The 19,059-nt window shown below is 45.0% G+C and carries 23 protein-coding genes and 1 pseudogene; 17 read left to right on the top strand and 7 right to left on the bottom strand.

Annotated elements, in window-relative coordinates; genetic code table 11:
- Together IQQ51_RS27290 and IQQ51_RS17400 are read right to left on the bottom strand one after the other, a co-directional pair.
- The coding region (locus IQQ51_RS27290) for a CheR family methyltransferase (RefSeq protein WP_228012956.1) at nucleotides 1-535 on the bottom strand (535 nt) is incomplete at its 3' end.
- 11 nt (nucleotides 536-546) lie between these two features.
- The gene (locus tag IQQ51_RS17400; RefSeq protein WP_019825285.1) at nucleotides 547-1,473 is read right to left on the bottom strand and encodes a chemotaxis protein CheV; all 927 of its coding nucleotides are present in this window, start codon (nucleotides 1,471-1,473) and stop codon (nucleotides 547-549) included.
- Nucleotides 1,474-1,550: 77 nt separating this feature from the next.
- On the opposite strand from IQQ51_RS17400, the gene flgA reads away from it, so the two are divergent.
- From flgA to IQQ51_RS17385, 3 genes are all read left to right on the top strand, one after another.
- Nucleotides 1,551-2,297, top strand: a complete 747-nt coding sequence (gene flgA / locus IQQ51_RS17395) for a flagellar basal body P-ring formation chaperone FlgA (protein WP_193841665.1) — start codon at nucleotides 1,551-1,553, stop codon at nucleotides 2,295-2,297.
- Nucleotides 2,298-2,475: 178 nt separating this feature from the next.
- The gene (gene flgM, locus IQQ51_RS17390) at nucleotides 2,476-2,793 is read left to right on the top strand and encodes a flagellar biosynthesis anti-sigma factor FlgM (protein WP_017062263.1); all 318 of its coding nucleotides are present in this window, start codon (nucleotides 2,476-2,478) and stop codon (nucleotides 2,791-2,793) included.
- A 66-nt stretch (nucleotides 2,794-2,859) separates the two neighbouring features.
- Nucleotides 2,860-3,285 carry a flagella synthesis protein FlgN gene (locus tag IQQ51_RS17385; RefSeq protein ID WP_017064136.1) on the top strand — a complete coding sequence of 142 codons (426 nt, stop codon included), beginning with the start codon at nucleotides 2,860-2,862 and terminating at the stop codon, nucleotides 3,283-3,285.
- A 260-nt stretch (nucleotides 3,286-3,545) separates the two neighbouring features.
- Here the strand turns inward: IQQ51_RS17385 and flgP are convergent, their stop codons facing one another.
- Together flgP and IQQ51_RS17375 are read right to left on the bottom strand one after the other, a co-directional pair.
- Complete coding sequence (gene flgP, locus IQQ51_RS17380; RefSeq protein ID WP_048611322.1) at nucleotides 3,546-3,977, bottom strand: flagellar assembly lipoprotein FlgP; 432 nt, start codon at nucleotides 3,975-3,977, stop codon at nucleotides 3,546-3,548.
- A gap of 9 nt (nucleotides 3,978-3,986) precedes the next feature.
- Nucleotides 3,987-4,622: a FlgO family outer membrane protein gene (locus IQQ51_RS17375; protein ID WP_048611320.1), complete on the bottom strand. Its 636-nt coding sequence runs from the start codon at nucleotides 4,620-4,622 to the stop codon at nucleotides 3,987-3,989.
- 192 nt (nucleotides 4,623-4,814) lie between these two features.
- Between IQQ51_RS17375 and IQQ51_RS17370 the strand changes: the two genes are divergently transcribed.
- Nucleotides 4,815-5,948, top strand: a complete 1,134-nt coding sequence (locus IQQ51_RS17370) for a flagellar assembly protein FlgT (RefSeq protein WP_017062267.1) — start codon at nucleotides 4,815-4,817, stop codon at nucleotides 5,946-5,948.
- Between the two features lie 139 nt (nucleotides 5,949-6,087).
- Nucleotides 6,088-6,594, top strand: a complete 507-nt coding sequence (locus IQQ51_RS17365) for a hypothetical protein (RefSeq protein ID WP_048611319.1) — start codon at nucleotides 6,088-6,090, stop codon at nucleotides 6,592-6,594.
- Nucleotides 6,595-6,723: 129 nt separating this feature from the next.
- Here IQQ51_RS17365 and IQQ51_RS17360 read toward each other — a convergent pair whose 3' ends face one another.
- Genes IQQ51_RS17360 through IQQ51_RS17350 form a run of 3 tightly spaced genes read right to left on the bottom strand, consistent with a single transcriptional unit; the run spans nucleotide 6,724 to nucleotide 9,480 of the window.
- Nucleotides 6,724-7,965 carry an NAD(P)/FAD-dependent oxidoreductase gene (locus IQQ51_RS17360; RefSeq protein WP_193841664.1) on the bottom strand — a complete coding sequence of 414 codons (1,242 nt, stop codon included), beginning with the start codon at nucleotides 7,963-7,965 and terminating at the stop codon, nucleotides 6,724-6,726.
- A 23-nt stretch (nucleotides 7,966-7,988) separates the two neighbouring features.
- Nucleotides 7,989-9,062, bottom strand: coding sequence for a methyltransferase (locus tag IQQ51_RS17355; protein WP_193841663.1), 1,074 nt, complete (start codon nucleotides 9,060-9,062; stop codon nucleotides 7,989-7,991).
- A gap of 28 nt (nucleotides 9,063-9,090) precedes the next feature.
- Nucleotides 9,091-9,480, bottom strand: coding sequence for a hypothetical protein (locus IQQ51_RS17350; RefSeq protein ID WP_048611313.1), 390 nt, complete (start codon nucleotides 9,478-9,480; stop codon nucleotides 9,091-9,093).
- Between the two features lie 72 nt (nucleotides 9,481-9,552).
- On the opposite strand from IQQ51_RS17350, the gene IQQ51_RS17345 reads away from it, so the two are divergent.
- The 12 genes and pseudogenes from IQQ51_RS17345 to IQQ51_RS27285 form a co-directional block, all read left to right on the top strand.
- Nucleotides 9,553-10,299, top strand: coding sequence for a beta-ketoacyl synthase chain length factor (locus IQQ51_RS17345; RefSeq protein WP_193841662.1), 747 nt, complete (start codon nucleotides 9,553-9,555; stop codon nucleotides 10,297-10,299).
- The gene (locus IQQ51_RS17340; RefSeq protein WP_193841661.1) at nucleotides 10,299-11,069 is read left to right on the top strand and encodes a lysophospholipid acyltransferase family protein; all 771 of its coding nucleotides are present in this window, start codon (nucleotides 10,299-10,301) and stop codon (nucleotides 11,067-11,069) included. The genes IQQ51_RS17345 and IQQ51_RS17340 overlap by 1 nt, the downstream gene beginning before the upstream one ends.
- Before the next feature lie 105 nt (nucleotides 11,070-11,174).
- A complete protein-coding gene (locus IQQ51_RS17335; RefSeq protein ID WP_004736154.1) occupies nucleotides 11,175-11,435 on the top strand; it encodes a phosphopantetheine-binding protein in 261 nt (86 codons plus the stop codon).
- Between the two features lie 10 nt (nucleotides 11,436-11,445).
- Nucleotides 11,446-11,703, top strand: coding sequence for an acyl carrier protein (locus IQQ51_RS17330; RefSeq protein ID WP_004739745.1), 258 nt, complete (start codon nucleotides 11,446-11,448; stop codon nucleotides 11,701-11,703).
- Entirely contained in the window at nucleotides 11,703-12,260 is a 558-nt protein-coding gene (locus tag IQQ51_RS17325) for a septation protein IspZ (RefSeq protein WP_050633644.1), read from the top strand. The genes IQQ51_RS17330 and IQQ51_RS17325 overlap by 1 nt, the downstream gene beginning before the upstream one ends.
- A 6-nt stretch (nucleotides 12,261-12,266) precedes the next feature.
- A complete protein-coding gene (locus IQQ51_RS17320; protein WP_193841660.1) occupies nucleotides 12,267-13,655 on the top strand; it encodes an AMP-binding protein in 1,389 nt (462 codons plus the stop codon).
- A gap of 88 nt (nucleotides 13,656-13,743) precedes the next feature.
- A complete protein-coding gene (locus tag IQQ51_RS17315; RefSeq protein ID WP_193841659.1) occupies nucleotides 13,744-14,106 on the top strand; it encodes a 3-hydroxyacyl-ACP dehydratase in 363 nt (120 codons plus the stop codon).
- Nucleotides 14,099-15,904 (top strand): glycosyltransferase family 2 protein, encoded by a 1,806-nt coding sequence (locus tag IQQ51_RS17310; protein ID WP_193841658.1) that lies wholly within the window; start codon nucleotides 14,099-14,101, stop codon nucleotides 15,902-15,904. The genes IQQ51_RS17315 and IQQ51_RS17310 overlap by 8 nt, the downstream gene beginning before the upstream one ends.
- Nucleotides 15,882-17,429 (top strand): HAL/PAL/TAL family ammonia-lyase, encoded by a 1,548-nt coding sequence (locus tag IQQ51_RS17305; protein ID WP_048615739.1) that lies wholly within the window; start codon nucleotides 15,882-15,884, stop codon nucleotides 17,427-17,429. Before IQQ51_RS17310 ends, IQQ51_RS17305 begins: the two co-directional genes overlap by 23 nt.
- A gap of 70 nt (nucleotides 17,430-17,499) precedes the next feature.
- The gene (locus IQQ51_RS17300; RefSeq protein ID WP_193841657.1) at nucleotides 17,500-18,027 is read left to right on the top strand and encodes an acyl-CoA thioesterase; all 528 of its coding nucleotides are present in this window, start codon (nucleotides 17,500-17,502) and stop codon (nucleotides 18,025-18,027) included.
- On the top strand, nucleotides 18,014-18,700 hold the full coding sequence (locus IQQ51_RS17295; protein ID WP_193841656.1) for a LolA family protein: 687 nt from the start codon (nucleotides 18,014-18,016) through the stop codon (nucleotides 18,698-18,700). Before IQQ51_RS17300 ends, IQQ51_RS17295 begins: the two co-directional genes overlap by 14 nt.
- Nucleotides 18,672-19,059: pseudogene (locus IQQ51_RS27285) on the top strand (MMPL family transporter); the annotation flags it as partial. The gene IQQ51_RS17295 and the pseudogene IQQ51_RS27285, both read left to right, overlap by 29 nt.

Genomic DNA, 19,059 nt, shown 5'->3' with positions numbered 1-19,059 from the left:
CTTCAAAGAAAGTACGACGGCGCTCTGGAGAAAGTCCACGTCCCAATGCAAGGTTGTCGTAAGCGCCAGTACGGCACATATCCAACATACTTGCTGAGATGTCAGTTGCGGTAATCGATACATTTGGCAGCATACCTGGCTTACGAGCTTGAGTTTCAAGAATCGTCATTGCCATTGAGTATGCTTCTTGGCCTGAAGAGCTTGCCGCAGACCAAATCTTAATAGGACGTTTATTTGCCGCTATTTCCGGTAGAAGCTTATCCGCAAGTACAGCAAACGGGTAAGTATCACGGAACCAAAGTGTCTCGTTCGTCGTCATGGCATCGACAGCAGCCACACGCAGCTCACGGTTTCGACCTGTAACTACATCTCTCAACAAATCAGATAACGAAGCTAACTTAAACTTCGTTACTAATGGGCTCAGACGACTGCGCACTAAATACTGCTTGCTGTCACCTAATACAATGCCACATTGAGATTCTAAGAAACGGCTGAAATCGCGATACTCTTGATCACTTATTGTTATAGCAGTCATTAATGTCTCTTTTAGTTAGTTAACGCAGCTTTTACCGCTGCACCAAGCTCATCCGGGTTGAATTTAGCGATGAAGGAGTTAGCTCCAACACGCTCAACCATGGCTTGGTTAAATACACCACTCAACGATGAGTGTAAAATTACGTATAAATCTTTAAGTTCGGCGTGACGACGAATCTCAGCAGTCAGCGTGTATCCATCCATTTCTGGCATTTCGATATCAGAAATCACCAATGAAATCTGATCGTAAATACTGCCTTCTGATGACATCTGCATCAGCTTCTCGTAGGCTTCTTTACCATCCTTCACCGAGATAACTTCAAAACCAATCGACTCAATAGCACGCTGAACCTGCTTACGAGCAACGGTCGAGTCATCAGCAATCAAGATGCGGCGAACCAGTTCTTTCTCTTGTTCTACTTTCGCAATATCTTCAGCAATCTTGCTGTCCATTGTTTCATCAACAGGAGAAATTTCTGCAAGGATCTTCTCAACATCAAGAATTTCTACCAATTCATTATCAATGTTGGTTACCGCTGTCAGGTAGTTAGCTCGACCTGCGCCATCTGGCGGCGGAAGAATCGATTCCCAGTGCATGTTAATAATGCGCTCTACTGAACTTACCAAGAAACCTTGAATGGTTCGGTTAAACTCAGAGATAACCACAAAACACTTTTCAACATCCGTTGTAGGACGGCCACCAATCGCTAAGCTCAAGTCGATCACAGAGATCGTTTGGCCACGAATGTGTGCTACACCTTTAACCAGTGGGTTCAAGTTTGGCATCTTTGTCAGCTTAGGGCATTGAAGCACTTCTTTTACTTTAAAGACATTAATGCCGTAACGCTGACGCCCCATTAGGCGAAAGGTTAGTAATTCTAATCGGTTTTGACCGACGAGTTGCGTACGCTGATTCACCGAATCAAGAATACCCGTCATGAGCTCATCTCCATATCAAACTTTTTTGTATAAAAAGTGTTAGTCTACTGCAGGCTACGAACCACCAGAGAAACGGAATGACGTATTATAAAACAAATTTGCCACCTCTTTCCATAGCAATGTGTAGAGCTACTTTTAAAACTGTCGCTAAGTTTATCGGCATTTTATCAATATTGTTTAGTTTTTTTGTACAAGCTGCGACCCCAGAACAAATTGAGATGATTCAGTCTGCAGCGGAGCAACATATCCTTGATACGGTAGAGCAGCCACAAGGTGGCGAACTCTTTGTTAATTCAGCAAATGTTGACTCAAGAATCAAAGCGACAGACTGCCCAGAGCCTTTAGAGACCAGTGCTTCAACGACCACCAATACCCGCAGTAGTATTACGGTTTTAGTGCAATGTGTTCCTGATGAGTGGCGAGTTTATGTACCCGTTCGCCTTTCGATGTCAGTGCCTCTTGTCACCACCACTCGCTCACTCGCGAGAGGCGAAATCGTCGGTCAATACGATGTCACCACTGCTATGATTTCTCTTAACAAGTTTCGTCGCCAAGGTTTCACAGCTCCACAACAAGTCATCGGCGCTAAGGTAAAAAAGAACCTAAGACCGGGTGATGTTGTAGAAAGAGGTGATATCTGTGTCGTGTGCCGAAACGAGAAGGTTATCATACAGGCAGTAAAAGGTGGCATGACCATTACCACCAAAGGAACTGCGCTTACCGATGGCTCTATGGGTGATCAAGTAAGAGTGAAAAATGATAAATCACAGCGTATAATTGAAGGGATTGTTACCAGCATGTCTGAAGTCACGGTTTACTTTTAACTCTTTACTTCTAAATTGACGGTATCGTTAGCGATTTCAGCCTCAACTCTAACGCCAAATATAACGGCTGCGGTGTTTGGTCCCTTTTCGACTATTGAGCTAAAAATTGCTAAAGTATTCGAACCCTTGGTCGATATTGACTGTACAGGTTCCCATTTTTGAAGAAAAAGGCTTAACTATGGCAGGCATTGATAATATTCGTTCAGGGCAAACCCTAACGACCACTAACCGATCAGCAGTTCGCTCTGATTCTAGTTCTGAGGCGTCACGCTCTGATGTATCAACTAAATCACCAGCAAGCAAAGATGCGGTTTCACTGAGCCAACAAGGCAAAGCGATTGGTCAGCTTCACCAAGATATGGCAGCACAGCCAAGCTTTGATTCTGTGAAAGTAGCAGCGATCAAAGAAGCAATTGCGAACGGTTCATACACTGTCGATCCGGAAAAACTGGCCGACAACATGATCAAGTTCGAAGATGAATTAAAAGGCCTTTAAGCCAACACTCACTTTTGATTGAAGTGATTGTCTTAAAGCACACGAGGTTATAAATAGGTTTACGTTATGGCGGCACTAGCAGATTTAGTTAATTTCCAACTTCAAAATGCCAAAGCCTTATCTGAATTATTAAGTTCAGAGAAAACCGCTATTACGAGCCGACAATCAAACGATATTGAGCGAATCGCCAAAGAAAAAGTGGTCCTTGTTGAACAACTAAGATCAACCGATCAACGAATCGCAGCCCATACCAATATCTCAGAACTGACCGAGAACCCTGAACTTGCTCAGTTAGTCACCAAGATCCAGTCTATAGTGCACGATTGCCAGCAAGCGAACCTTGTGAATGGCGAAGCCTTGAATCGAGCGCACCTTAGCTTCAAAAAACTCAGCAATATGATGCAACAAAGTCACGGTAAAATTGGCATGACCTACAATGCCGGTGGTCAAACGCATACGATTTCTACGCTGGGAACCAACGTAAAAGCATAGTTAAGCCCCCCCCTCTATTCAATACATCTTTAGTCACCTTCCTGTCTGTATCTGTACCTCAGCCTATCCTTAACATGGCATCCGTAAAAGCTCCCACTAGATTGGTAAATGCGCGAACAAATCGACAGACACAAAAAAGCGGCAAGTATTTTCATACTTGCCGCTTATGATTCACATCAGTTATTGGTTGCCGATACGCCATCTGGAAAACGAGAGCAGCCAATATAACTGGATAATCCTATCGCTAGACGCCCGTTAGGCTAGAACAACGTTTGTTGTCTCTTTTCAGGCACGGGTTGTACTTCACCGTAATCACGTAGCTTTTCCATCTTACGGATATCGAGCTGAAGCTCAGTGACATAGCTATCACCCACAGGGTAACTGCGCACCACTTCTGCGCCGCGGATTACACCATCAACCGCACCAGAAGTACGTTCAGTACCAAGGCGTTGATCTTCAAGCTCTGCTCGACCACTCACTCGCATACCATAGACTTGCTCGGCAAGTTCACGATAGGCGTCGATCTTGGAAGCTCTCATCGCACGGATACGTCTTTCTTCGTCGTTACGTCCCTGCTGTTCACTGATACTTGCGTAACCAACGGCAACCAAGAAGTCGTCTGCCCTCATATTTTGCAATGGCTGACAGCCAACAAGCAACAAAGCGGCGACAACAAATATTAACTTCTTCATCTCGAACTCCTAAGGGCGAAGAATAACAGTATAAGGCTGGGTCATCGTTGGGTCAGAGCGGATAATGACACCATCTTGAGTTCGAATGCTGTTTAGCGTATCTAGGTCACGACCAATACGGTCTGCAGGCAAGAAGCCTTGTGCCGTCGCCACGACAATGCGAGTTTGCATGCCAACAACACGAGCATTGACTAACACACCGCCTTCTTGGCGCAGCATAGTGCCTGTCAGTACGTACTGTACGTCTTGCTCTTGAGCTAAGTCTTTCCAATCGCGGCTTAACGCGAAGTCACCTTGGTGAGTCACTTGAATAGAACCTGTTGTTTTGAAATCAACCACCTTGAAGCCACGACGCTGAAACTGATGAATGAAACCTTCTGATACTGAGTTTCCTAGCCAGTTCGTTGTGTCCATGTGTTGTAGGTCAACAAACGAAGTAATCGCTATCGGAGTTCTTGCTGAGATACTCGTATTCGAAATGATCAGATCTTCGGTCATACTTTCCACGAAGAAATCCATGGTATGACGAGGGCTATCCATCAACATAAACTGACTGCCTGAATACTCAGACTTGCCGTTATAGATTGGCGAATAAGCACATGAGGTCAATAACATGACACTCATTACTACGAGCCATTTTTTCATTCTCTTATCTCCAGATAGTTTTAGTGCTTCCTGTTCCAATATGTTCTCACCATTATTCTTTTCAATGGATTACAATGTTGGAACAGTCTTTGCTTTTCATTAATGGTTCAGATTAAGAAAAACGCACTTAAGTCAGCTTCAAGCTTATAGTTATTTGTTAAGCAATATTTATACCCAACTGGTAACGAATAGATGAAAAAAATAATTTCTTACTTATTTTCAATAAGTTCACTGATAACCATAAGCTTCAGTGCTCATGCCTCTTGGTATGAAGTTACCGGTACCGCAGCCATCGTATCCTCAGAGGAAACGGCAAGGGTTCATGCTTTGGAAGACGCGGTATATAAAGCGATCCAGTTCTCAGGAGCCGACATTGGTAGCATTGCCAACCTCACGCCCTACCTCGACGCAAACAAGAAAGAGTTTCAATTTACCAATCATGAAGTGCGTTACATCTTGGTAGAAAAAGAGAAAAAACGCAGTGGCAATATAATGATCACCGCAAGGATCGATATCTATCCTTCGGCAAATGCTTGCCATGAGAGCCAATACAAGAAGACATTTTTAGTCGGCAACATTGATGTGACCTCCCCTCAGCAAGCTGTAATGGGCAGAATCTATAACATTGGTGATGATTTTGGCCATGTCGTGGACCGACAGCTGGCGCAAGAGTCTCGCAGCTTTGTTTCCGTTGGCACGACCAATTACGATATCGACAAGCGTCGACCAGAGGTGATCAAGATGATCGCCCAAGACACTGGCGCGCAGTACATCATTGGTGGCGACATTACCGATTTAACCGCGACCATCGAATCCAAGCTTTTGAAAGACGACATCATCAATCGTCAGTTTGCGTTAGAGATGCAAGTCTTCGATGGCAAAACAGGACATCAGGTTTACAACCGTAGCTATCGTGAAGTGGCAAAGTGGCCATTTGCTAAGACCAGTGAAGTGGACACCCGCAGTGCTCGTTTCTGGGCATCAACCTACGGCAGTATGATGCTGCGTGTTAGCCGCAATATTATGTTGGACTTGGAATCTGAAGTGTCATGTAAGATCACACTTCCAGAGGTGGCTGCAGTATTTGGTAACACGGTGACCATTGATTTAGGTCGAATGCATGGTGTTCAACAAGGTGACAAACTGCAACTGTGGCACACAGGTTCGTTTATCGACCAACGCGGCTTGCCACGTAATAAGGTATCTCAAAGCGATATCACACTGACCGTTTCTCGCGTTTATGAAAACGAAGCAGAACTGACGATCGACCAACCAAGCCTCGCAGGAAGCATTCAAATTGGTGATGTGATGCAGAAAATCATGTAGTTAGCGACACGCCCATCTCATAGTTTCTAATAAAGCCTTAGCACTTTTGTTAAGGCTTTATTTTTTTCATGGGTATTAGTTTCGGTTTTGCAGTATTTGGCGTAATCTTATTAATAACATAATCATCACTTAGCAAACTATGAGTCAGAATAATCTAATTGGTGCTACCGGTTACCGCTTTATCTCGAAAGGTAAAACCGCTTTTAAGATCCACATTCATACTCCCGAAGATACGGTGTTGCATCGGTCGGTCGGCTTTGTTCGTATGGGTGAAGACAAAGCACTGAAGAAAACCATTAAATTAAGAGATGAACTGGGCAGACAGCTATGGGGCAAATTTTGGCCCAAAGTCCTCAAAGAGCCTTACCTGATGACGCGCCTGCCTCATAGTCTAGAACCCAAAATTGTATTCAAACCAAATCCAACTCAGAGTGATCCCGAACACCGCGACGAATGCTACATCGCTAAGTGGCGTGTATTCTCAGAAAACGGCGACTACAAATACAAAACTAAGGTGTGCTCCATTAGAAAGCACGGCAGACTTGCCGCTTATAGCCAAACCAAACGCGCTCTGCTTGATGCCCACAAAGATGTGATTGATCTACTTGTCTTTATGGGACGATTAAACAGCATCGACCTGAAGTAACTTAGAACGCAATGAGGTTGATTAACTGTATTGTTCACATACAAAAACAGCCGCACATTGCGGCTGTTTTTCTTTTTAGGTTGGGCATCTTGGCGCTTTAGCATGTTGCCCACACACTAAATAGACCACCTAGCTTCGGCATATCTCAGCCAATGTTGTGAGTCTGCGCTTAGACTCTTTCACATAAGGGTTGGTTTGATCCCATGCGTAACCCGCCAGAATTGAGCACACCATCTGCTTAATCTTTGGATTTGGATCTTGATAGAAAATCACATCCTGCAAAGTACCTGAGTACCATCCCTCAACATACGTTCTAAAGGTGTTTACGCCCACCATCAACGGATCGGCATAATCGCGTTCCCAATCGACTTGTTCACCGTTAAGCTGCTTTTCAACACACTCAACCGCAAACTGAGCCGACTTCATCGCAATCGTCACGCCGGATGAAAATACCGGGTCAAGGAACTCACCAGCATTGCCAAGCAACGCGTACTTATCCGTCGCCAGATGTTTTACATTGGCAGAATAGCCACCAATTTCACCCGCAGGGTTGGGATACTCGGCGCTTGCCAGAATCTCGGCTAAGCCCGGCTCTTCTGCCGCTAGCTGTTTAATGGCAGCAATCTTGTCTTCTGGATAGGACTCAAAGAACTTAGGTTCACCTACCACACCAAACGAAGAGACACCGTTACTAAACGGGATCAACCAATACCAAACATCAGGGTTGGTTGGGTGCACAGAGATCAAGATTTTATTGCGGTCATATTCAAGGTCGGTATCAACCTCTGCAATATGATCGTTAATGTGCGTAAAAATAGCTTTGCGTGGAGGAAGTGATGACGGCTCTTCCAAATTAAGCATTTTCGGTAGCACTCGGCCAAAGCCACTGCCATCTAGCACGTATTGAGCTTCTAGCTGATAGCGCTCTCCATCCAACACTTGCACATCTAAAATGGTGCTGTCGTCGGTGAAATTAATGCCCATTAACTCATGTTGGTAATCAATGCTGACACCTTGCGCCTCAGCCGTATCTGCCAAAACCTTATCAAAGGCACCTCGCTGAACCTGAAACGTGGTTCCCGGACCAGAAGAGAACTTGTCTTCAAAATTGAACGCCGTATAAACGCCATTTTTGCGAAAGGCTGCGCCATCTTTGTATTGGAAGTTGGCGTTGATTACTGCGTCAGTCATCCCAGCCTGTTCAATCACTTCCATGCAAGCTGGTAATAGGCTTTCACCAATAGAAAAGCGAGGGAATACGCTCTTTTCAATCACTCGAACATCGATGCCTTTTTTATGAAGCAAAGACGCTGCAATTGAACCTGACGGCCCAGCTCCGATGATCACCACTTGAGTTGATAGTTTTTTCATTATTTAAGCCATGTTTGTTATTTTTATTGCGCGCCAGCTTTCAATTCAAGAAGCGTGTGACCAAGACCGATGTCGTCGGTACGAGTTACCACTTCAAAGCCCGCTTCTTCAACGATCTCTAAGAAATCTTCACTGCGGTAAAAACGGCTGTTGCCATTTGCCAAGCAGGTAAAGTAGAGAGACGTCGCGTTTAAGCTATAAGAAGCCGCATCGTATTTCTGTGCATCCCAAAACAGTTCAAGGATATAGACAGTCGCGTCTTCTGACATATGAGAGCGAACACGCTTTAATATACTCAGAATCTCCATTGGCGAGAAGCAATCAAGGAACTGGCTCATCCACCACACATCGGCGCCTGTTGGAAGCGCTTGCTGCTTATCCAACATATTCGCTGGGAATGGCGTTACTCGGTCTTGATGACCATGCTGCGTTGCGTTTGCCATTGCCATTTCTAGCTGCTGTGGCAAATCAACAATCGTCACCTCAACGTCCGAGTCGTGATTACAACACTGCATCGCCCACTTACCGGTGTTACCACCAATATCCACCAGCGACTTAGGTTTCTTACTGAAGACTTTCTCAAGTAACACAGGGAACGAACGATCCGAATAGAAGTGATCGAACTTAAACCAGCTCTCTTTGGCTTTTTCTGGCAATTGAGACAAGCCTTGATAAATGGTTTCCCAGTCACCCAACTCTTTCAAGCCAGCAGGAGTGCCTTCTTCAATGGCTTCGGTTAGATGCATCATCGCGGCGTAACAAACATCAGCCGTGAAATCCATATTTGCGTTGGTCATGCCATCGTGCAGAAGGTAGAAGCCAAGGTTGGCCATTTTGTAGTTAGGTTTGTCCCAAGTAACAATATGAGCACTTAATGCCATATCGAGCAGGACTTTCACTCCGTACTCAGAGACACCAGTTGATTCAGAGATAGACTCTGCTGGCAAACCCTCGTTGCCCGCTTCGTCTAACGCTTTCAAGATGCCTAAATCACGAAGTGTACGAGCAGTATGAAAAACAATAGGTGCGAAAGACAATTTCTGCGCTTCTGTTTTTGCTTCTAATGCGTTGAATGGATCTAGTTTATATTCCGACACGAAAAACCTAACTTTAAATAATAGAGAGTTACTCAGCTGCCATTTGTGCAAGCTTACGTTTAATATCAACGTTTAAGTTATTAACCCAACGGTTGTAATTACGGTGTATTTCACCATCGTCGTACTTCAAATTCTCTGACTCAACGTAAAGAATAGAGTAAAACTTATTACTATAAGGAATTTCAACCACAGCGTGGTGCGAACGAACATACAGCTCAGCACGTATCAAGCCAGGCTTTATTTCTGAAACCAACCAGCCTCGATTTTCAGCCGATTCATAAATAGCTGATTTAACCTGTTTACTTTGAAGATTCAGTGCAACTGGAGTATCCTCAACATTCATTACAGGTTGGACGCGTCCACATCCTGCAAGAACGAATATGAATAACATTGAAACCGCTATTTTTAGTAATTTCATTTAAATTCCTTATCTGTGTTTATTTATAAGCGCGCATAGTATTTAGTTAGACCCAAAGCAAATCAATACTCTATGTCAAATCAATCCCAATTAATGTCGTTTAATATTGAGAAATGGTCTGCAAATTCGGCTGGTCTCAATTCTGTTGCCCAATGGCAAGCGTGGAGCACTAATTTAGATTGGCCACAAGATGGCTCGACTGAATTTAAAGCGATTCCCCCAATGATGCGCCGCCGAATGAGTGTGCAAAGCAAACTTGCCGTCCAAACCGCATTAACCCTATTAAAAGACACCTCAATTAATTATCTGGTTTTTGCTAGCCGACATGGTGAGCTGCACCGAACCGCCACTTTGATTCAGTCGATATTAGAAGGTGACGATGCCTCGCCGATGGCGTTCTCACAGTCGGTACATAATACCGCAGCCGGTCTAACCACCATTGCCGCCAAAGCGCCGATTCCATTGACTTCAATCGCCGCAGGGCAAGATACTTTCCACAATGCTCTGATCGAAGCCTATCTTTACCTACATCAGTATCCGTCACATCGTGTACTCGTCATTGACTTCGACCAGCCTTTGCCTGAGCTTTACCAAGAATACGAAACACAAGACTATGCTGATTATGCTCTAGGCTTAGTGCTCACCGCAGGCAGTGAATACTCTATTACTAGAGCAGTAGGAGCCAACCAAGCACCTTCCGAATTACCGCAAGGGCTACAAACGCTCCAAAATATCTTATTGGGTACAAATAACTGGGCTATTGCTGGCAAGCACCAAACTTGGTCTTGGGTAAATAACACCGAGACAGGGACACCGTAATGAGCAAAGTCGACCAATATTGGCGAGTGTTCGCGACAGGGCTCTGCTTTACCATCTTTGGTCTAGGTGGCTTAATTTTGAGCTTCTTAATCTTACCCACTATCGCGCTAACCACTCCCAAGACCATTAAAAGAGAGCTTAAAGCGCAGCGATTGATTCGTTTCTCATTCAACGCTTTTTGCCAAATCATGAAGTTCACCGGCGCGATTGATTACCGAATTGATGGCGCGGATCTATTACGTGAAGATCGTAACTGCATCATCGTCGCCAATCACCCTAGCTTAATCGACTATGTGCTGATCGCTTCTCAACTTCCTCAATGTGATTGCCTTGTTAAGGCTGCAATTTGGGAAAACCCTTTTATGAAAAGGATTGTCAAAGCGGCGGGTTATATACCTAACCAAGCCCCTGACGATCTTTTAGAGCGCTGTGAACAACGTTTCTCACGTGGCAATGTGCTGCTAGTTTTTCCCGAAGGAACTCGCACAACGCCCGGAATTGAACCATCCTTACAACGTGGGGCGGCGCAAATTGCCACTCGAACACAAACCGATTTACGCGTGATTCATATTACGGTTTCTCCGACATTCTTAACGAAAGAGAAAAAATGGTATCAAGTTCCTGCGACGAAACCCTTTTTTCATATCGCGGTGAAAGGTAAAATAGAAGTTGCACCATTTATTGATAATTCAAATAACTTAACTTCGGCAGCAAGGCGCCTTAATCATCACCTTGCACACTCTATTTTCCCTTCCGAAGAAAGCATTTAGCTCATCAATAAAGCAACTGGCGATATCAGCATTTCGAAAATACATCGCATAATGTAGAATCGCCCCCTTAAAGCAGCATTCAGATAAAGCATTAAGTAGGCCAAAGTGGAAACATTACACAACGAACTGAAACAACTGATCATCGACGCATTAAACCTTGAAGACATGAGCATTGATGAGATTGAAACGGAAGCTCCACTATTTGGTGATGGACTTGGATTAGACTCTATTGATGCGCTAGAGCTTGGTCTTGCTATCAAGAAGAAGTACAACATCGTTATCGATGCCGACGATTCAAACACTCGCCAGCACTTTGCATCCGTTGAAAACCTAGCAAACTACATCTCATCTCAAACGAACAACTAGACAGATCTTTATGACACAAGCTAACCAACAAGAAGTATACAACCAGGTTAAAGATGCGCTGATTGAGCTGTTCGAGCTTGATGCTGAAGATATCACGCCTGAAGCACACCTTTATCTTGATCTAGACCTAGACAGCATTGATGCGGTTGATTTGGTCGTTCACCTACAGAACGTAACAGGTAAGAAGATCAAACCTGAAGAGTTCAAAGCAGTACGCACCGTTAATGACGTTGTAGAGTCTGTGGTTGAACTATTGAAGGACGCATAATGCGTCCTCTGCTGACTTTACTGTCGGCAATCATACTTTTCACTTATCCAATAGCGGTTTACTTTGGACTCAACAAGTTTGGCCTACAAACCGTTGGTATCGTCTTGGCCGTTATCTTTGCTGTCCGTATTTTCACTGGCGGTCAGGCCAAAATTAAAGAGCTAAAACACTTAGCTTGGATCAGTGGTAGTGCCGGGATTGTTCTGTTGGCATTAGGATTAACCTTCAAGCAACATGGCTGGTTAACCTATTACCCCGTCATCGTTAACGTTTGTATGTTGGTTGTGTTCGCTTCAAGCCTTTGGCAACCGCAAACGATTATCGAGCGTCTTGCTCGACTCCAAGAGCCTGAACTTCCGCAAAGTGGCATTGATTACACACGAAAAGTCACCAAAGTTTGGTGTTTGTTCTTTGTTATCAACGGCTCTATTGCCCTTTACACCTGCTTCCAACCTCTTGAAATATGGACCCTATACAATGGCTTACTCAGCTATTTATTCGCCGGGTTGCTTTTTGCAGGAGAGTGGATAGTAAGACAGCGCATTCGTCAGAGTTAAATTGTTATGACCCAAACCGTATCTTACACCTCGCTGTCTAAGCTTCTCAGCCAAAACAGAGCCCCTGAATCTATTGTCTGCTTTGACGACAATAGCGAGATTACGTGGCAAACCTTTAACGACGATTTATCTCGACTCGTGCACCTTTTATCTTCATCCCCTTTTCAACGAGTTGCGATTTGCACCCAAGACAGCTACCTATTTTCGGTGACTTTTTTGGCATGTGCCGTCAGCCAAAAACACATCATCTTGCCGGGGAACTACCAGCCCTGTGCGCTTGCCGAATTGAATGAACATTTTGATTGCCTGTTAGTTGATAACTCGATTGGTGAAGTTGAGGTTAGTGACGTTCTCAATATCCAAAACTTATTGGACTCAAGCACCTCGTCAAAACAACCTCTAATCGATAATCTCGCGACCATTGATTTGGCAGCAATCCAATTGACCCTGTTTACTTCAGGTTCAAGCGGTACACCGAAGGCAATCAATAAAACATTAGAACACCTAGATATTGAAACTGCTCAACTAGATAAGAACTGGGGCGAATTACTCAAGAGTAACCAAGTCCAAAGTACCGTCTCGCATCAACATATCTATGGTTTGTTGTTTCGAATCTTATGGCCTCTATGCTCTGGTGTTCCATTTGCTCGAAACAACCTTGAGTACCCAGAACAGATCTTGTCTCACGCCAATAAAAACTGTGTGCTGATCAGTAGTCCTGCTCTGCTCAAACGATTAAAGCACGAAACAAAATCTGCACAGCTTGCTGGTGTGTTCTCTTCTGGTGGCCCGTTGCCAACTGAATCGGCTCACCAATCACGTAGCCTGCTTGGTCATTTACCTATCGAGGTCTTTGGTAGCACAGAAACAGGTGGTATAGCCTTTAGACAGCAAGAGAGCGCTCAAACGCCTTGGCAACTTTTTGACTGTCTTGAGGCTAGTCTCAACAGTGAGAATTGCATTAAGTTATTGTCGCCGTACATCGACAAAAACAACTGGTATCAAACCGCCGATGAGTGCGAAATGGTCTCGGATAATCAATTCATATTGAAAGGCCGGACCGACCGAGTGATCAAGATAGAAGAAAAACGAGTATCACTGGTTGAAGTCGAAAAGCGACTAGAGCAACTGCCTTGGATAAGTGAATGCGTGGTGATTCCATTTGAAGAGCCGGAACGCTTAATCTTGGCGTCGGTTTTGGTATTATCAGACGAAGGTCAAGCGACCCTCGCGACCATGAGCAGAGGCAAGTTCTGGTTGATGCTGCGTTCAGAACTCAGAAAGTGGTTAGAGCCAATCGCTATACCAAGAAAGTACCGTATTGTTGATGAGATTCCTCTCAACAGCCAAGGTAAGCGATTAACATCTCACATAGAACAGCTAATAAAATCATAGAAACCGCTGATCGTATTTTACACTGAGATTATCTTTTTATATTTTTGTCAAAGAACCAATATTTGCCCAAGGATTCTAAGCACGCCCTATGGATAAAAGAAAACCAAACATCATTGCTGTAGATACGGTAGAGAATGAGTCGACCCTGACACTTCATGTTAGCGCAGATATCACCGATTTTAAGGGACACTTCAAGAGCTTCCCTATTCTTCCGGGCGTTACACAGATTGATTGGGCGCTTTACTATGCAGTCCAAGAGCTTAATGTCCCTGGTTGCTTTAAAGGCATGGAGGTCATCAAATTCCAAGAGCCTATCCTGCCCGACTCGACCATACAGCTGTCACTCAAGTGGGACGCCGACAAAAATAAGTTAAGCTTCAGCTACACCTCGAACAAGGGTGAACAAACCCACTCTTCAGGAAAAATGAAGCTGGGAGAGAAAAGTGAATAGCACTCCCGTCGAGGCTAATTCTCAACACCCAACAAAAGAAAGCAGCTTCAACGCCTGCTTCCTGATTCCGTGCTTTAACCATGGCGCAACCATGCCCGCGGTGGTTTCTTCGCTCCATCATTTTGAGTTGCCGATCATCATCGTTGACGATGGCAGCGAACTCGCGACTAAGCAGTTTCTGGCTCCACTTGCTGATAGCCCAAGCGTAACTTTGGTGACGCTTGAACAGAACCAAGGCAAAGGCGGCGCTGTAAAAGCTGGCATCAAGCGAGCGCAAGAGCTCGGCTTTAGTCATGCCATACAGATTGATGCTGACGGTCAACACGACCTTGAAGCACTACCTGCATTAATCCAAGCTTCGCAAGACAAACCTCAGCGCTTGATATCAGGTCAACCTGTGTATGACGAGAGCGTGCCCAAGGCAAGGCTCTACGGACGCTACGCGACACATGTTTGGGTATGGATAGAAACCCTTTCTTTAACAATTAAAGACAGCATGTGTGGCTTTAGAGCATATCCGATCAACCAAACACAAACCGTGCTCAGCAAATACGATGTTGGGTCTCGAATGGACTTCGATATCGAGATTCTGGTTCGACTGTATTGGGAAGGCTGCGACATCGACTTCGTTGAAACGCGGGTTATCTACCCTGAAAACGGCATCTCTCATTTCGATGCGCTGTGGGACAACGTAAAAATCAGCTGGATGCACACGCGATTGTTCTTTGGCATGTTGCCAAGAGCACCCAAGCTGATTGCTCGCCATTTCAAATCAACGTCTGCTGAAGATGGTCAAAACCAAGATTCATCGACTGGATCAAACAACAACGAGTCAGAGCAACCCCATTGGTCCCGCACTCAAGAACGCGGCACCGTACTTGGCATCAAGCTGTTACTAGCCATTTACACCCTGTTAGGTCGCAGTGTATTCAACCTAATTTTGCGTGGTGTGATGCGTTACTACCACCTAACGGGCAAACGCGCACGAAACGCCTCAGAACAGTACCTGTTTCAACTAAAGGCTTACGCAGAGCAACAAAACATTGAGTTACCTGCGGAGCTAACCAGCTATAACCATCTGCTTTCGTTTGGCCATACCATGTTAGACAAACTGGCGGCATGGAAAGGTGATTTCTCGGCAGATAACCTGACTATTCATGGCCAAGACCAATTCGAGAGCATGGTGGCAAATAAGCAAGGTGTGCTAATCCTTGGATCTCACCTTGGTAATATTGAGCTGTGCCGAGCTTTGGGCCGCAGACACTCGAACATCAAAATCAACGCTCTGGTTTTTACAGAACACGCTGAACGTTTTAATTCCGTAATGAAAGCGGTTAACCCGCAATCTGATTTAAATTTGATTCAGGTGACATCAATGGGGCCTGATACCGCTATCTTGTTGCAACAGAAGTTGGAGCAAGGCGAGTGGATTGTGATTGTTGGCGATAGAACCTCCACCAGCAAAGAGAGTCGCTCGGTATGGGCTGAGTTCTTGGGTAAGGAAGCGCCCTTCCCTCAAGGGCCATTTATGTTAGCTTCGGTTCTCAAAGCGCCAGTATTTCTATTATTTGGGTTACGTGACGATTCACAATCCAAGCCGCATTTTAATGTCTATTTCGAGCATTTTAGCGACAAGATAGAACTACCAAGAAAGACTCGCGAACAATCTTTACTGCAAGTCGTGCAGAAATACGCAGACCGACTTCAGCACTACACACTGAAAGCACCGCTTCAGTGGTACAACTTTTTTAATTTTTGGACATTGAGCAAGCACCATGACGAAAAAGAATCCAAATAGCATCACCTTTGGTGCCGAACGCCTCACGATTGAGGATGTTGTCGCTATCTCACAAGGCGCAAAAGCCTCGATGAACTCAAGTGAAGCATTCACATCTAAGATCGACCGTGGTGTCGCTTTCTTAGAACGCCTACTAAAAGAAGAAGGCGTAATTTATGGTGTAACAACGGGCTACGGTGATTCATGTACCGTTGCGATTCCACCAAACCTTGTTGATGAATTACCACTGCATCTAACACGCTTCCACGGTTGTGGCTTAGGTGAAATACTGTCTCACGAGCAAGCTCGTGCAGTATTAGCAACGCGTCTTTGTTCGTTGTCACAAGGTGTCTCTGGTGTTACTCATGATTTGCTCAACCAGATCGTTACTCTGATTAATCAAGACATCTCACCACGTATTCCTCAAGAAGGCTCTGTCGGTGCCAGTGGCGACTTGACGCCTCTCTCTTACTTGGCTGCAGCCCTGATCGGCGAGCGCGATGTTATTTACAAAGGCGAAGTTCGCCCTACTAGTGACGTCTACAAAGAATTAGGCATTAGCCCTATCAAGCTCAAGCCAAAAGAAGGGTTAGCATTGATGAATGGCACGTCAGTAATGACAGCTTTGGCTTGTATCGCCTACAAGCGTGCGGAATATCTAGCGCAGCTATCGACTAAAATCACGGCAATGGTGTCTGTGGGTATGCAAGGTAACGATTTCCATTTCGATGAAGCGCTGTTTGCTGTTAAACCACACCCAGGCCAGCAGCAAGTTGCTGCATGGCTACGTGATGACTTACAAGCGGATCGCCCGCCACGCAACAGTGATCGCCTACAAGATCGTTATTCTCTGCGTTGTGCGCCACATGTGATTGGTGTGGTTCAAGACTCTCTACCTTGGCTACGCCAAATGATTGAGAACGAGCTAAACAGCGCTAACGATAACCCGATTATCGATGGTGACAACGAGCGCGTACTGCACGGTGGACACTTCTATGGTGGCCATATCGCAATGGCAATGGATACGCTAAAAACAGCAGTAGCCAACCTTGCTGACCTGCTTGATCGCCAAATGGCGCAGCTGATGGACTACAAGTTCAATAACGGCTTGCCATTCAACCTAACCGGTGCAGAAGGCGAACGTAAACCGATTAATCACGGCTTCAAAGCAGTACAAATTGGCGTTTCAGCTTGGACAGCAGAAGCATTGAAACACACCATGCCAGCAAGCGTATTCTCTCGTTCAACAGAGTGTCATAACCAAGACAAAGTCAGCATGGGCACCATTGCAGCTCGCGACTGCTTACGTGTTCTTGAACTGACAGAACAAGTTGCGGCTGCGTCACTACTTGCTGGTACACAAGCGCTTGAGCTTCGTAAACGCCACAATGAGCTTGATGAGCACCACATGAGTGAAAACCTAAAGCACATTCGCGACGAAGTACTTAAAGAGTTTGAATTTATCGTTGAAGATCGACCACTTGAAGGCGATCTACGCCACTTCATTGCTCGTATTCAAAGTCAGCACTGGTCACTTTACTCATAAAGTAGCTAACTTCATAAAGTAGTTCACTTTAAAGTAGCCACCCTTTACGCAATATTGTTGAGAGCGATTTATGTCTGAAATTCTTCATCCATTACAATCTGAGGTGACGCTTATCACCTCATTCCAAGATGCCGATCCGATGGGCGTGATCTATCACGGCAACTACTTCCGATTTTTTGAAGAAATTAGGCGCATCATGATGGATAAGATTGAGTACAACTACCATGAGATGAAGGATTCAGGCTACATGTGGCCGATCATCGACACGCGCGTAAAATACATTAAGGCGATACCGTTTAATCATCAGATAAAAGTATCGGCTAAGTTAACTGAATGGGAAAACCGCCTGCGTGTTGACTACGAAATTCACGATGCCAACACAGGTGCTCGCATGACACGCGCTCACACCATGCAGGTTGCAGTGACTATTGAAGAGCAAGAGATGTGTTTCGCTTCGCCGAAAGTGTTTACTGATAAAGTAGATCATTGGCATCAATTTGGCTGCTTACCCCAATCAACTGAGCAGCAGCCAAGCGACCAACAATCAGACCCATCTCAGGTATCTAACACACAGCAGGTGAAACATGAGTCTGTTTAAGCGTGGACGTAAGCAAATCAGCATCGCACTACTAGGGCTTGCCTCTGTGATGGCGAGTAACCTTGTTATTGCTAACGAAAATTCAGTAACCGTCGGCTCGATTTCAGATCTGCAAACCGTATTAAGCGCAAACAATATAGTCCGCGGTGAGTTCACTCAAACGCGCAACATGGAAATGTTCGCCCAGCCTCTAACATCACAAGGTACTTTCCTGTTAGACAAATCAAGTGGCTTACTCTGGACACAAACAACACCGTTCCCTGTGAGTTTGGTGCTCACCGATAACAAACTGAGCCAAAGGTTTGCCGAGCAACCCGCTAAAATCATCACCGATAAAGAAAACCCAATGGCGTTTTATTTCAGCTATATCTTCTTGTCGGTGTTTCATGGGGACACGCAAAAACTTCAGGAACAGTTCGCACTCGATTTTGAGCCAGCAACTGTCACAAGCTCTGATGAAAATACAGAGAATAAGTCTTGGACACTGACTCTAAAGCCTAAAAGTGCACCGATGAACGCGGTATTTGAAGCCATTACTCTGCAAGGTCAAAATGATATTGAACGCATTGAACTGAGAGAGATTCGTGGAGACAGCACGGTGATCGAATTTAGTCAGTTAAGCCATCTACCGGAAGTATTATCAGATGCTGAAGCGCAACAATTCCAACTCTAGTCTTGCCCTTGTTTGGCTTGTTGTCGTCATGCTATTTAGCGGATTGTTGATCAAACAGTTCGCTTTTTCTTCGTCGGTACCGATTGAAAGCAACATCCTAAAGTTACTGCCAGAAAACCAGCAAGACCCAATGGTAGAGCAAGCCTTTCAGCAGATATCCAGCTCGATGAGCGAGCAAGTGGTGTTTATCATCAGCGCCCCCGACATCGAACAAGCCATGGTTGCGACCGACGCTTTTGAAAAAGCTCTCAACCAAAGAGCCTTTTCAAGTCAGCCAACTCTGTTTCAGCAAGTTCAAGGCAAAATCAGCGCCAGCACCCAAAGCCAATGGAGCGATTTCTACTTTCGTCACCGAGCTC

Origin of the sequence: Vibrio sp. OPT18 (genome assembly GCF_015163615.1) — a bacterium.
GTDB classification, from domain to species: domain Bacteria; phylum Pseudomonadota; class Gammaproteobacteria; order Enterobacterales; family Vibrionaceae; genus Vibrio; species Vibrio coralliirubri.
Note: the sequence above shows the minus strand (reverse complement) of the source record. Positions and strands in the feature narration are given on the sequence as shown.

Bases quoted from the DNA above. Each gene is read 5' to 3' on its own strand.
- flgP (WP_048611322.1), bottom strand. From the start codon at position 3,977: ATGAAGAAGTTAATATTTGTTGTCGCCGCTTTGTTGCTTGTTGGCTGT.
- IQQ51_RS17340 (WP_193841661.1), top strand. From the start codon at position 10,299: ATGAGCAAAGTCGACCAATATTGGCGAGTGTTCGCGACAGGGCTCTGC.
- IQQ51_RS17370 (WP_017062267.1), top strand. From the start codon at position 4,815: ATGAAAAAAATAATTTCTTACTTATTTTCAATAAGTTCACTGATAACC.
- IQQ51_RS17385 (WP_017064136.1), top strand. From the start codon at position 2,860: ATGGCGGCACTAGCAGATTTAGTTAATTTCCAACTTCAAAATGCCAAA.
- flgA (WP_193841665.1), top strand. From the start codon at position 1,551: ATGACGTATTATAAAACAAATTTGCCACCTCTTTCCATAGCAATGTGT.
- IQQ51_RS17330 (WP_004739745.1), top strand. From the start codon at position 11,446: ATGACACAAGCTAACCAACAAGAAGTATACAACCAGGTTAAAGATGCG.
- IQQ51_RS17375 (WP_048611320.1), bottom strand. From the start codon at position 4,622: ATGAAAAAATGGCTCGTAGTAATGAGTGTCATGTTATTGACCTCATGT.
- IQQ51_RS17400 (WP_019825285.1), bottom strand. From the start codon at position 1,473: ATGACGGGTATTCTTGATTCGGTGAATCAGCGTACGCAACTCGTCGGT.
- flgM (WP_017062263.1), top strand. From the start codon at position 2,476: ATGGCAGGCATTGATAATATTCGTTCAGGGCAAACCCTAACGACCACT.
- IQQ51_RS17360 (WP_193841664.1), bottom strand. From the start codon at position 7,965: ATGAAAAAACTATCAACTCAAGTGGTGATCATCGGAGCTGGGCCGTCA.
- IQQ51_RS17300 (WP_193841657.1), top strand. From the start codon at position 17,500: ATGTCTGAAATTCTTCATCCATTACAATCTGAGGTGACGCTTATCACC.
- IQQ51_RS17365 (WP_048611319.1), top strand. From the start codon at position 6,088: ATGAGTCAGAATAATCTAATTGGTGCTACCGGTTACCGCTTTATCTCG.
- IQQ51_RS17305 (WP_048615739.1), top strand. From the start codon at position 15,882: ATGACGAAAAAGAATCCAAATAGCATCACCTTTGGTGCCGAACGCCTC.
- IQQ51_RS17295 (WP_193841656.1), top strand. From the start codon at position 18,014: ATGAGTCTGTTTAAGCGTGGACGTAAGCAAATCAGCATCGCACTACTA.
- IQQ51_RS17350 (WP_048611313.1), bottom strand. From the start codon at position 9,480: ATGAAATTACTAAAAATAGCGGTTTCAATGTTATTCATATTCGTTCTT.
- IQQ51_RS17315 (WP_193841659.1), top strand. From the start codon at position 13,744: ATGGATAAAAGAAAACCAAACATCATTGCTGTAGATACGGTAGAGAAT.
- IQQ51_RS17320 (WP_193841660.1), top strand. From the start codon at position 12,267: ATGACCCAAACCGTATCTTACACCTCGCTGTCTAAGCTTCTCAGCCAA.
- IQQ51_RS17345 (WP_193841662.1), top strand. From the start codon at position 9,553: ATGTCAAATCAATCCCAATTAATGTCGTTTAATATTGAGAAATGGTCT.
- IQQ51_RS17325 (WP_050633644.1), top strand. From the start codon at position 11,703: ATGCGTCCTCTGCTGACTTTACTGTCGGCAATCATACTTTTCACTTAT.